Origin of the sequence: Vibrio sp. 2092 (genome assembly GCF_033339635.1) — a bacterium.
GTDB classification, from domain to species: Bacteria; Pseudomonadota; Gammaproteobacteria; order Enterobacterales; family Vibrionaceae; genus Vibrio; species Vibrio alginolyticus.
In genome coordinates this window covers 51,204-63,343 of sequence record NZ_JAWOUY010000011.1, presented here as the reverse complement: position 1 = coordinate 63,343, position 12,140 = coordinate 51,204, and the positions used below count along the sequence as shown (strand labels likewise).

Here is a 12,140-nt window from a genome sequence, read left to right as displayed (position 1 = left end):
AGTGTTCTTGTGCAACCCCGAAGGGCAGGTGGCTTTCGCCACCTATACGCACCATGATTGTTGCTGGTTGTCTGGTTCAAAGAGCTGGGAGCCTTTCGACTCCCTAAGGAACCACACCACCATAGTGTTCTTGGCGATAACCCCTAAGGGCGGGTGCCTTTCGGCACCCTTTGAGCCACACGCCATGTGTTCTTGTCCTTCCCCTAAGGGGTGGTGGCTTTCGCCACCATAAGGCACCATACCATTTTGTTAGCCTGCTTGGACATCCGTCCCAGCACCTATAAATCAATTTGAATGACCGTCTGGTTCCGTATGTACGCCTTCTCAGCCTAACCAGAAACTACTGAGGGGTAACAACAGTGTCGGTTCGCGACCCTGTCCTGCGTCATCTGGATTTACGATCCAGTCCATACACACTTCTCTATCCAAAATAATCGAAAAGAGCGGTCATTCAAATCAATCGATAATCATCGCTTGCGATGTGAATAATCTGGGGTATTCCACTCTTCTTATTATACACATCGCAAAGTGAAAGTCAATATTAAATTTCGCTAAGCGCCGAAATCATTACTGGATGCTCAGTTGTTGTAACAACCTCAACAATAACATCAGAATTCATTGAAGGATCGTAATCAACCTCTTCGCCATCTTCAATATCTTTACTCTCCAGCTTCTCTTGTAACTCTTTACCAAAGACCAGGGCTACATTGCTTTTATCTAGATATTCACGAAGAATCTCTTCATGTTCTGGCTTAACGAATTTCATTGTTGTACTCATAACTGGGCATCTCCGCTTCGTTGTTTATATTTATACTAAAACATTATTTTGAAGTCAATAATAAATAGCAAATAATTTTCCAAGTGTTTCTTTTTTGCTCGCTTTAAACAACTGTTGATCGATTACTATCACTCCAGATGCTGTTAAGGCGAGATAGGGTATCGAGTAGACCACAATTTGTTTTAGTTTCATCACGATTATTTTCACTTTTTAGCTTAACAACCGTATTAACTTCGCTTTCAACTGAATATGTATGCTTTAGACTCTTATACAACAATTGAGTAACCTCAACAGCACCCATTTCGATTGCATTAAACGCCTCAGCCTCATTGTTGGCTTTAAATGTAGCCTTAACAGCATGACAATGATAAAAACGAGGATACCCAGTTACTGGACTGTTGTGTTTTAGTACAGGTGGTAGGGCAGCGATCATAAAAAGAAACTCTTTAATTATTTATGTTTCTAATTATACATCATTGCGTGTTTAGGTCAATACCCTAATTTGCGGTGAGAGGAAAAGTGCAAAGTTTTCTAGTTATATATATTATCTAGAAATTTTGCACTTATGAGTGGGTAAAAAAACACCATCTCAGAGATGGCGTTTAATGTTCAGTTAACGTCTCCAATGAAGAGAAGGTAACTTGCAAGATGATTTATCATGTCTCTATCATATCCAAGGTCTTCCTGGATGCTTTCCCACCTTGATATAATCGCACTGTGGAACAAGCTTCCATCTTCAGTCTTTGCGTATGGAAGTAATTCACTACCATAACCTTCCCGATAAAATCTCTCATAGGACTCCTTAAACTGCTTTTTAGAGCCAATCTTTCTAACTGCAACCCAGTACTGAGGTCTTTGGTCGTTAAAACCTCTCTGATGCCATCTGATGAGTTCTTCGAAAGCAGTAACCTCATCAGGAATACAGAACCGCTCAGAAAAACCATCCATTGTATTCATAGATAAATCGAAGGCAATTGCAGTTGTGGCAAACAACTGATGTAATCCGCTCATTGTTTCTGACTCTGCACAGTACAAAGGCACCTTGATAGCCCAGTCATCAAGGGATTCCTTATACTGCTCCAGGATATGCGCTGGTGGCTGATTAGCCTTGTAGTAGGCTAAACATGCCTCAAAGCGCTCATCTTTAGTCATGAATCAACAGTCCTATGAAATCTCAAATATTGTGAATAATATATCTATTTTGAGCATAAAAAAAGGCTCCGTAAGGAGCCTTTTTTAAAGAAATTCCTGTTAAAGAATTGATTTCTGAATACCAGTATCAAATGCTTCGCTAGTATTCTTATCTGAGATAACCTTACACTTATCGTTTAGGTCAATATTCGGAAAACCGAATAGGTTGTACGCAATTTTACCAGGAAATGAGCGCAACTCGATCTTATAGGTTGAACAAGCATCCTGAAGGCTATCGCGTTTAACATGGAAATCTCGACGCATTCCTTCGATGTATGCCGATAAATCAAGGTATAGCTGATCATTCATTGAAGGGTTGTGCTCTTTAATCCACTTCATTGCCAAGCCTTGCTCATTAGCACTACGGCTACCGATAGAGACGCGAAGTTGTTCCGTAAAGTCTTCCGCGTAAGAATCCTTAACCTTAGCCTTCTCAAGAATTGTCATTGCACCATTACTCAACAGTGACTCACTAGACTTATCTAGCTTGACAATATTCTCTTCCATTGTGACTGCTGTATTGTTGTACGAAGCAAATGATGCAATGCCACCAACAACAGCTAGAACAATCAGCCCTAGAATAAATACTAGAACCATTGTAGCACTGCCTTTTACGAATTTAATTTTACTCATGATACTCTCTTAAACTATTTGTTTGATTTTGATTTACTGGCTGACTCTGTTTATCGCCAGCCGTTATTAAGACCATTCACTCTTTCACGATTTTGGTTTCGTGATAATTTGAACGATAGAAATGCGCTACAGATCATGCTGACAAGGATTGCGATAAAGATACTTGTCCAACTAATAGGTAAAGCTGCCAATTGGTAAATCTCGTTTTCCATCGCATGGCGAGAAAAGTTGCTCTTTGTTACATCTAGAATACTGTTAAGCACCTTATCTGAATCAGCTTTTAGGTCATAGCCTAACGTTGCTTGACGTAACTTAGCAAGTAAGACTCCGTTACCCATACCATTCATGAAAGTAGAAGATCTAGACCAAACCACCTTTCCATCTTTGACACCCATGACAATAAGAATGTCATTTTTTCGCCCACCTTCCCAGCTATGAATCAGTGATTCGAAAAATGATGCTGGTTGATCCGTCACCACAATCACCATGTTAGCTTGCAGCTTTCCACCTAAAGTTCGGAACTCGTTATTCAACTTTTCGTTCCATCCACTGGTCAATGAGTACGTTAGACTAGGGTTAGTGTGCAAAACTCGGTTCACACGGTAGTAATCATAGATTGTAGGATATTTGGGTACAAAATCTTGGTACTGTTTAGCTTGTTCCTCGGAGTAACCAAATAACGAGATTGTGTTTGCCTTTACATAGTTTAAGTAAGTGTGGCTAACACTAGCAGGCTCACCAATAACAACTTTTTTGAAGCGCTTAGGCTCGATTACGCCCTGAGAATCTTCACGATCAATTGTCAGAGTTCCTACAGTAGTGTAAACGTCCCAATCGTAATCCCAACTATGCTCGTACTTCGTTTCACACTTTTCACCGTCAGAAGTCTTTTTACATACTTCATAAGAGTGTTCACATGACACTGTATTTCGTTTCTTTGCAGTTACTTCACCATTAAGAATCTCAGTTTCTGAAATCCCGTATAGTGTGATTGCACCGAGAGTAACAACAACCACGATTGAAGAGATAACAGCATTAAGAGCAATTTCTCCTTTAGTGATCTCATGCTTGAATTTGTACTTGCCTAGTGCCACTGCAAAAGCGACAACAATGAATAATGGCAATGAAGCCATAAAGACTTTATAGAAGATGATGCTCATAAAAATCTCTTTTATTTTAGTTCATTCATGTATTGAACACTAAATCCATTTGGTGTTTCTTATAATATATCTTTATTAATACTAGTCAAGCAAATTTAATGTTTTATTTGATAAGTAAAAAAGCCTGAATGAACAGGCTTGTTTTTTATATCGGTGTCAAAGTATTGCTTTGCGATATTGCTCAGCTCTTCGGATGTCGTCCTTGCTGTGTGTGATATTTTTATTAAATTCAATATAAAAATCTACAGCTTCAATCTCATCCTTAAATTGATAGATCTTGATGTCAAAAGGACATACAGAAAGAACTCTATTCCTCAGATCACTTTCTAAAAGCTCACTAGCTGTAATGGTCTCACCTTGAATGCAGAACTTCATATCCTGGTCACTCAAAAATCGCGAGATTGCGGTGATACGCTGTAAACCATCAAGAACAAAACAGTTTGTCTTTGTATCATCCAAAGTGTACAGGCAAATAGGGGAGCCTTTGTAACCTTTGAGTATGTTTAAGATATAGCTATGTTGCATTTCACAAGACCACTTATCATTATCTCTTTGAAAAGGCGGTACGTGCGCAGCAATGGAGGCGATATTTGATTTAATAACATCAGGGTGAAGCTCATCAAGGCTCTTTTCTCGAAGCTTAATATGAGAGTCCCTGTCACAAAATCTGGCGATCATGTATAGAGAGTTTTCCAATTCAGTACCGCAGCTATAAGCAGGGTAAGTGAACGGATTATTCTTTAGAACATGGTGAAATTTTGAAAATTTATCATCCATAAAATCTATCTTCTTTAAAATGAACAATCAACACTGGCTGAAGAATCAACTGAAACAGGTGATGAATCAAAAGCAGGAGCCGAAACATCTGGGATAGAAATACTTGAAACATCAAAAATTGAAGTATCTAAAATAGAGTTCATGGCAGCTTCAAGATTTGGAATGTCCACATTCAGATTACCCATATCGACTCCCATAGAGCCAGCATCTAAACCCTGAATATCATCTTTGAAAAGCAATGCTGGAACATTGTCTGAACCAATATCGTTAATCATCATCAATAGAACAAAGTTCACACCTGCATCAGTACTAAAGTCATAGTGATTGTTACGTAATCGGCTTTGTTCTTGAACTGACCATTTGTTTACTGAATCAAATACCTTTTTAGCCTGATCCATTTGAGATGAAAATGCCTTTTCATCAAAATCAACTAGCTCTCTTCCTACGCGTGATTTGGCTTTGTTAAGCTTTTCTAATGGCTCACTTAATTCATTCAGGATCAAGTCAACATTAGATAACTGAAGTTTCAGTGATGCAATGACCTTTTCAATGAGATTTAGCTTGTTTCTATATGACTTTAAACGCTTGAAAAGATGTTTCTCAGACAACGCCTCGAATAAGCCCTTTTCCTCGTTAGTTTCCACAATACGTTCAAGAAGCGAATGGACTAAGCACTCATTACCCATATTGTATTTAATACCATCAATAGACAGCTTAACACGAGATACCAAACCCTCTTGCTCGTCAGCTCTTACAATAGCTTGGTCAAGATCATTCTGTAATTGGTTGTACTCGATAATTTTCGCTTCATTTTCGTCAAATAATTGAGCTACTTTTTCAGCAGATCCTTCTGGGTCGGTATAAAAATCGACATCTACCGATCCCATAGCAGCAAGAATACAATCAATGTGAAATAGTGTCGGTGAAATTAAAAACTTCTTAGTTTTAAATACCTTATCAAAAAATCCAATCTCAGATTGTTTAACAAAATCTTTAGTCGATGGAGAATAATCTTCCATCAACGAATTGTACAATCGCAGCACCATTGATAAGCTATTTAGGTTAGCGGTTAACAAAGATCGAGAAGACTGATTTAATTCTTTTGAGTTTTTCTTAGCCTCAGCGAGTTCATCATTTACCTTTGATAACAAACTTAATTGGGTCTCTAGTTTTTTTTCACTGGTCTTTAAATTGATACTTAACTTTTCAAAATGCATAATTTCTGGTTTGGTGTTTACACCGAACTTTTCAGAAATAGCTTTTAGAAATTCTAAACCATCAAGATCTGGGAATTCCTTTAGAATTCGATTGGTAACACTTTCTGAAATTCGAGTAAGACGATCTTTTTCAGAGGTTTCAATCATTTCGAAATTGCGAATGTTTTTTGACAGACCATCTTTTAAATGTAAGAAATGATCGTGTTCAACATCGAACATTTCATAAAGCTCATTATAATTCATTACGTTTCTCATTAATTAATTAAAAATGACTGACCCCAACTTGAAGCCAGTCACTTTCATCTTAGCCTAGAGTGTAAACACTCATTAGGTCTTTATCATCATGGTCTTCTTCATGGTCTGTGATAATCGCCCAGCCAGAATCAGAGTAAGCTGATTCACTCATCTGAGCCTCACCAATAGATTCGACAAATACGCCATGAATTTGAGCTGTATTAATGTGATCTCCATAATCACTACAGTAAGCCACCTTAAGGTCGCCCTTACCGCTTTCAATCAGCTTCTCAAGCTCGATTAGCAGCTCAGAAAGAAGAAATGCATCATCGATATCACAGGACATATCTTCGTTTAGCAGAACAACCTTCTCAAAGTCTGTTTCACCACTTGCCACTTTGAAGCCTGATGCTGAATACCCTGTTGTATCAATGGATACAACGGAAACACCTGTGATAGGCATTGCTTGCCATGTTTGCTGTCGATCACCGTAACTGCAACCACCGAATACACGAGGGTTGCTAGGAACTTCTGAGTTAATCTCTCCAAACATTTCATTTTCTGAAAATGCTGAATTTGCTTCATCAAAAAGTTCTTTTACAGTAATTGAACTAAATTCAATAGACATAAGTTTCCCCTTAATCTTTATCTTAATTATACATTGTTAATTATCTAGGTCAATTAAATAATTAAAAAAGACTTAGGGTTTCAGGAGAAAAAGAATAAAGCCATTGCTTAACATCAACCTCATCAACATGGCATTCAAATCCAACAATGCCATCAAATTGAGGTCGTCCTCGATTGACCACATCCAGATAATCAAATAGAGGCTTAGTCTGTGATGCGCTGAAGAATTCACAAACATTGTCTGAATCATAGTCGCCCCCGAATTCGATATCGATAAGCGACTGAATGACCTTTTCAAGGCGACCATTAATCAGTTGTTCGTGGAAGTAAGGAGCTGCATCAAACTCAACTCTTTTTTGCTGATCGTCACTATAGCAGACAGCCTGAACCTCAATACGTCTTTTGCATTGATTTTCACTAGCGTATGCAGGGTCGCTACCATCCATTCGTGAAAGATCAACATCTTGAGGCCAATCAGAATGCGGACAAGTAACATCAATGCAGTACCCGTCACTTCTCAGTTCTGTGCCGCAGCGGTGGCATGATGGTGTAGTTTTATCAGTAGTATTAGTTTTCATGGTGTACTCCTTGTGTTTGTCTTTATTATATATAAATGAAGCTGAAAGTAAATAATTATTGACTAATAATCAGAAATACATATAATGGACACATAAACAAGAAAGAAGGAAAACACACCATGAAAAACACCACCAACCAACTTGACCAAGAACTTTGTTTTGTTTCAGATAAGCTTGAGCTTTTATTTGCAGTCGAGCTTGTTCTACCAGGATTGCACACTGTCGAAACGGCAGTGAATACCATTCAAGATGTACATTTTGATGATCTAGGTGGCTCAGGATTCTTTCGCTTAATGTCACCACATTCTAAGCACCACACGCCTGAGTACGTTATGAATGGTGATCGAATCATCGACAATCTAAGTGATCAAGAGCGAAAAGAAGTACTCGACTATTCTGTAAGTCAAAATGCTGACTCAACCACTGTAAAAATCATTCTTAATCGTATTGAATTCGAAAGCCTAGAAGAAGAGTACGAAGCTTTATTCTATGAATTTGAAGCATTTGCTGAAACTGAAAAATGTATCAGTTGGAAACAATTGCCGCTGAACTTACCAGCAAAGTACGCCCTAGTAAATGTTCATTATTCTCAAAGCAATGAACAAGTTCACATCGAAGAAATTAAGTTTTCGGAAGCAAACCTTCTGGATATGGCTAAAAGACTTAATGATCTTCAACATGTAAACAAAAATGAAAAAGTAGATTTCTTAATCCTAAAAGAAAACTCAGAAACAGTAATCGCACAAGGTTCTATTGAATTAAGCGAAATCGCCTAATTTTAACAAAACATCAAACTACTATTTAATGTGAGGAAAAATAAATAAATGAAAAAAGCTCGTAAATTTATCAAAATCAAATTACTGATTATTAATTTACTTGTTGGTACAGGCGCTGTTCATCTAAAAAAGCACGATCCTCACATTCATGATAGAACATATCGCCACAAGCGAAATCAAGATATCTTTTTGGTGTTAAAGCACGTATAGAAAACCGCCTCTTAGTTGAGGCGGTTTTATTTATTCTATTAAATAGAATACGGACTGATGTTCATATATGCTATAGAGTAAAATCATTAAAGGAGCATATGAAATGGTCATTAAAATAAAAGATTTCACTATGACAAAAGGTAAAGGTGGAATACTCAACATCACATATAACTCTTCGATAAAGCCTAAAGTTAGTGATAATTTAGATCTTGTAATCCTCAGCAAAACAAAAGATGAGATCCAGTTTTTCGGAATCAGCCAAGATACGAAGAACATTATTGTTAAAGCAAGTGAAATAGTATACATTGAAACTACCAACCGAAGTGGTGGAGCGCCAATCTTCGTATTTAAATAGAAAAGACAGGCAAGCCTGTCAAAAACAATTGAGGTTATTTTATGGTTCTTCCTGAAAATGCAAATGAAAAGGCAAACAGTGAAGCGGAAGCTAAAGCATTAAAAACTCTTGTAGGGTTTGCTCAAAAAGATATCAAAGAAGGTCGCACAATTTCTAGCGGTCAATTAAAGGATAGACTGGCAGCTAGAAAGCGCACTACGGAACAATAAACAGACAAGCCCCAATCGGGGCTTGTTTTTCTTTAAGCTATTTCACTTGCTTAATTGCATCAGCAAGATTTTTACCACCTCTAACGATAGTGAAGATATTGATTAGAGCAGTTAAGCGCTCTTCAAAATCATTGCCTGGTAAGCTACCGTGACCTGCTTTTTCAATGAGAGAGAAAGCAAAATCAACCTCAGGCTCAAAATCGTCACCATCATTGTCTACGTTTTGAATTTCAGCTTCCAATGCATGAATAATTGTTTCAAAACCATCAGAACGAACAATAAACTCAAAAATGTTTACACCACTCTTTGACGGGTCAATATTTTTGTTAATGCTCGATTTTTCTAGGTTGTTAGAAATAATGTCAGGCGTTAGACACAGCAATTTATTTGCTTCATCCACTTTATTTTCATCAAGCAGTTTGGTGATTGTTTTGGCTGCTACTGTCGGTTCAGAAATAAACTCATCAACAATGGCAGACAAGCGCTGTGCTTCAAACAAGGCTTCCTGTGTAGCTTTTGCAATCATCACCGCTTGACTGCCCGTAAACGAACAACCGCCATGACCGATACCCATTACAGAAACACGATCTTTTGTCGGGTGCTGAACATCTACTGAGAAGCTTACGCTGTGAAATTCATTTTCGAAAGGATATACATTACCTCTTAAACTCATATGTAGCTTAGATGAGTTAATTTGGATGCGTGCCTTTAACATCCCTGGTGTTTTGTATTTAGCGGTGTATGACATAGTGATTTCCTTTTTTCTTTAAGTGTTCCAATTATATAGTAATATGAGCTAGAGTCAATGTTTTTTATAATTATTAAATAATTAAAGTATTGTTGACTGTGATTGCCTGCTGTGTATAATAAGAACAAACAAAAGGAGAAACCACCATGAACAAAACAACTTCAAACATCATTGAGTCTTTCGTTAATCAAATGCTTGAGCAAGGCTGGACTTTATCAGATCCAGACTGCCTACAGTTCACAATCCTTGATAAAGAGACTGGTGAGGTTACTGTAGCTCAAGTGGACTATTCTGAGCACATGATTGAGTCTAACGGAAAACCAACAGTCAACAAATCACCAGAATCTGTTGAGGAATTGGTTGATTCTCTCGTTAAAGAGACATTCTATATCGGTGAAGACGATATCGCTGATTATGCCGAAAACCAAGGGGTAGACATTTCAGATTATGATGATGATCAGAATTCTTTACTTGCTGTGGTTGCAGAAATTAAATTCGAAGAATCTCATGTTTGCATGATGCCAGCCGCGTAGGGTTAAACTTATGTCCACACATCCAAAAATGCATCAGCTATTAAAGTTAATGAATAAATCCGCTTCTTTTGAAAAAGGTTGCGAGCCTGATTTTGCCATTATCCCTGATAAGGATGGAATGGACACAGAGAACCACTATGGCGAGCAAGAAGACCTATTCATTGACTTACTCCTTGGCAGCGATGCCAAGGTATTCAAAGTCCGTCCAAATGAATCTGTGATTGTATGCGATCTCCCATTAGGAAAATGCCATTCAAATGTGCTTCAAGAAGCAGGAGAGGGTGACACCATTTTCACTGGATTTGCACAAGTTGCTTATCCTGATGGTAGTGGGGGTGATTGGTTCCCGCATTCTTGGTTGACCGATTCAGAGGGTAAGCTAGTTGAAACTTTCTCCAACGCATTCCCGACATATTTCGGTGTGGCGTTGATTGGAGACAATCTAGATCTGTTTAAGGATTACACAAAAAACCTCCAATACTGATTTACAGTTATTTTTTAATTGACTAATTAATTCATGTATAGATAATAATTAAAAACTTGAATAAGGCATAAAGAATGGACAACCATAAAAAACTCGATAGCTACAACCGATTTGCAAAAATGAAGAAAGAGAAAATCCCTGCAAGTAAAACCAGCCCCCTTGCGCAAACTCTTATCCTCATTTTGAAAGAAAAAGACTACAAGTCTGCATGTAAAAGCTACAGTAGCCAACGCGCATTTTGGGTCGCATTAAGTAATCTTCTGCTTGAGCTTCGAAATCATAAGCTGGCGCTTGAAATGGCTCATATTCGTGAAGAAGTAATGCTGACAGCTAACGATCATGAGTTCCAATCGATTGTTTCTCAGATTCAGTCATTACGTGGCGAAGCTTACGATCTAGTAACCTTGTTCAATGATGGTGAGTACTGCAACACTGTATTCCGAGAAATCTGGGATCTGACTGAGCGCTACTACATTCGAATGAAAAAAGAGCTAAATCTTGGCTAATTAGTCATTATTTATATCAGAAACCGCCCTCATCGAATGGGCGGTTTATATTAATTAATTAAATATTCGGATATAATAAAAAGAAAAGGTTTTATTATGTCTACCCCATTAAAAAGCACTAAGCTAATCTTAGAAACAGTAAAAACACTGTCTCACATTCAACAAAATCACAATCAGAGTACAAACCCACATGAGCGTGACTTTGCAAACTCTATCGAACAACTGTTCAAAGATCTAAATCTCACAGATGCCGATATAAATACACCTGATGGCAGATTAGAGCATGAGAAAGCTCTTTTTACCTATATCGTCAACGACAACATTGAATCCAACATTTCAACTTATGAAGATCGTGTAAATCAACACGATATTGATAAACAGAAAGAGTTGAGAGAGAACATTGTTCATAATATCCATAAATTGAATTCAGTTGTGCCAGATATCAACCATTTGACCGCATCTGGATTACATGCGAAATTCTTTGATATTATTCACGGGTTAGATAGTGAAAACCACCAGAATAAGGCACTTCATGACTTTTTACATGAAACAGTAAAGTTCTCTGTTAAGTCTCAGCCTGATTACACCCAAAGTTCGGAAGATTTATCTGAGATTGCAAAGGGGGCGCTATCCGTTGCCTCATGGGGGAATATCCTCCTTGAACACAATTTACCATTAAGAAGCTCTCTGAATAACCTACAAACCAGTGGTAGCTATTCAAACGGACAATCCCGAATCTTTTATGGCAGTGATGTTTTCGCAACACTCCTGGTTGACCTAAAAGGTAAGAACGAGGACTATTCAAGCATGGGATACATTACAGGCATTGTTGAGCATGGATTGGAAAGTGATGCTAAGCTGCTATCACTTAAAGAGCTTTCAGGTTTGAATATCAGGATTTCCAGCGACATTCCAAAGCCTGAATCAAGTGACGCTTTCGCGGTAGCAAAAGCAATGAACCAGCTCTCTGACAAACACCCATCTATAGAGCCAGTTAGTAGAATGGTTAAAGAGTACAATAATATTCTTGCTACTTCTATGATTGGATACAAACGATACTACGGCAGAGACTATGAGCAATACATGGATAACTCTCCATCAATATAAAAAAACACCCCATTCTT

At 37.9% G+C, this 12,140-nt stretch carries 17 protein-coding genes; 7 read left to right on the top strand and 10 right to left on the bottom strand.

Annotated features, from left to right (window positions below; translation table 11 throughout):
* Window positions 1-541: 541 nt before the first annotated feature.
* From R7P80_RS18155 to R7P80_RS18115, 9 genes are all read right to left on the bottom strand, one after another.
* Entirely contained in the window at window positions 542-766 is a 225-nt protein-coding gene (locus R7P80_RS18155; RefSeq protein WP_045592077.1) for a hypothetical protein, read from the bottom strand.
* 115 nt (window positions 767-881) lie between these two features.
* Entirely contained in the window at window positions 882-1,211 is a 330-nt protein-coding gene (locus R7P80_RS18150; protein ID WP_038128695.1) for a hypothetical protein, read from the bottom strand.
* Between the two features lie 176 nt (window positions 1,212-1,387).
* A complete protein-coding gene (locus R7P80_RS18145; RefSeq protein ID WP_045592084.1) occupies window positions 1,388-1,930 on the bottom strand; it encodes a hypothetical protein in 543 nt (180 codons plus the stop codon).
* Window positions 1,931-2,029: 99 nt separating this feature from the next.
* Entirely contained in the window at window positions 2,030-2,602 is a 573-nt protein-coding gene (locus R7P80_RS18140) for a hypothetical protein (RefSeq protein WP_200859686.1), read from the bottom strand.
* Window positions 2,603-2,652: 50 nt separating this feature from the next.
* On the bottom strand, window positions 2,653-3,762 hold the full coding sequence (locus tag R7P80_RS18135) for a hypothetical protein (protein ID WP_241619276.1): 1,110 nt from the start codon (window positions 3,760-3,762) through the stop codon (window positions 2,653-2,655).
* Between the two features lie 156 nt (window positions 3,763-3,918).
* Window positions 3,919-4,539: a DUF262 domain-containing protein gene (locus R7P80_RS18130; RefSeq protein ID WP_045592086.1), complete on the bottom strand. Its 621-nt coding sequence runs from the start codon at window positions 4,537-4,539 to the stop codon at window positions 3,919-3,921.
* Between the two features lie 14 nt (window positions 4,540-4,553).
* Window positions 4,554-5,999 (bottom strand): hypothetical protein, encoded by a 1,446-nt coding sequence (locus R7P80_RS18125; RefSeq protein ID WP_318096732.1) that lies wholly within the window; start codon window positions 5,997-5,999, stop codon window positions 4,554-4,556.
* A 61-nt stretch (window positions 6,000-6,060) separates the two neighbouring features.
* The gene (locus R7P80_RS18120) at window positions 6,061-6,618 is read right to left on the bottom strand and encodes a hypothetical protein (RefSeq protein WP_020330884.1); all 558 of its coding nucleotides are present in this window, start codon (window positions 6,616-6,618) and stop codon (window positions 6,061-6,063) included.
* Between the two features lie 61 nt (window positions 6,619-6,679).
* On the bottom strand, window positions 6,680-7,195 hold the full coding sequence (locus R7P80_RS18115; RefSeq protein ID WP_038128691.1) for a hypothetical protein: 516 nt from the start codon (window positions 7,193-7,195) through the stop codon (window positions 6,680-6,682).
* Window positions 7,196-7,314: 119 nt separating this feature from the next.
* On the opposite strand from R7P80_RS18115, the gene R7P80_RS18110 reads away from it, so the two are divergent.
* The 3 genes from R7P80_RS18110 to R7P80_RS18100 all read left to right on the top strand — a co-directional run bounded on the left by R7P80_RS18110 (window position 7,315) and on the right by R7P80_RS18100 (window position 8,745).
* Window positions 7,315-7,971: a hypothetical protein gene (locus R7P80_RS18110; RefSeq protein WP_256430132.1), complete on the top strand. Its 657-nt coding sequence runs from the start codon at window positions 7,315-7,317 to the stop codon at window positions 7,969-7,971.
* A 313-nt stretch (window positions 7,972-8,284) separates the two neighbouring features.
* Window positions 8,285-8,536 (top strand): hypothetical protein, encoded by a 252-nt coding sequence (locus R7P80_RS18105; protein ID WP_038128688.1) that lies wholly within the window; start codon window positions 8,285-8,287, stop codon window positions 8,534-8,536.
* Window positions 8,537-8,577: 41 nt separating this feature from the next.
* Window positions 8,578-8,745 (top strand): prevent-host-death protein, encoded by a 168-nt coding sequence (locus tag R7P80_RS18100; RefSeq protein WP_152490480.1) that lies wholly within the window; start codon window positions 8,578-8,580, stop codon window positions 8,743-8,745.
* A 37-nt stretch (window positions 8,746-8,782) separates the two neighbouring features.
* Here R7P80_RS18100 and R7P80_RS18095 read toward each other — a convergent pair whose 3' ends face one another.
* Window positions 8,783-9,493, bottom strand: a complete 711-nt coding sequence (locus R7P80_RS18095; RefSeq protein WP_318096731.1) for a hypothetical protein — start codon at window positions 9,491-9,493, stop codon at window positions 8,783-8,785.
* 146 nt (window positions 9,494-9,639) lie between these two features.
* Here R7P80_RS18095 and R7P80_RS18090 point away from each other — a divergent pair, with 146 nt between their 5' ends.
* The 4 genes from R7P80_RS18090 (at window position 9,640) to R7P80_RS18075 (ending at window position 12,123) form a co-directional block, all read left to right on the top strand.
* Window positions 9,640-10,026, top strand: coding sequence for a hypothetical protein (locus R7P80_RS18090; protein WP_094133572.1), 387 nt, complete (start codon window positions 9,640-9,642; stop codon window positions 10,024-10,026).
* 10 nt (window positions 10,027-10,036) lie between these two features.
* Complete coding sequence (locus R7P80_RS18085; RefSeq protein ID WP_116921297.1) at window positions 10,037-10,510, top strand: hypothetical protein; 474 nt, start codon at window positions 10,037-10,039, stop codon at window positions 10,508-10,510.
* A 74-nt stretch (window positions 10,511-10,584) separates the two neighbouring features.
* Window positions 10,585-11,016, top strand: coding sequence for a hypothetical protein (locus R7P80_RS18080; RefSeq protein ID WP_020330879.1), 432 nt, complete (start codon window positions 10,585-10,587; stop codon window positions 11,014-11,016).
* Window positions 11,017-11,112: 96 nt separating this feature from the next.
* Window positions 11,113-12,123, top strand: coding sequence for a hypothetical protein (locus R7P80_RS18075; protein ID WP_020330878.1), 1,011 nt, complete (start codon window positions 11,113-11,115; stop codon window positions 12,121-12,123).
* Window positions 12,124-12,140: the final 17 nt, after the last annotated feature.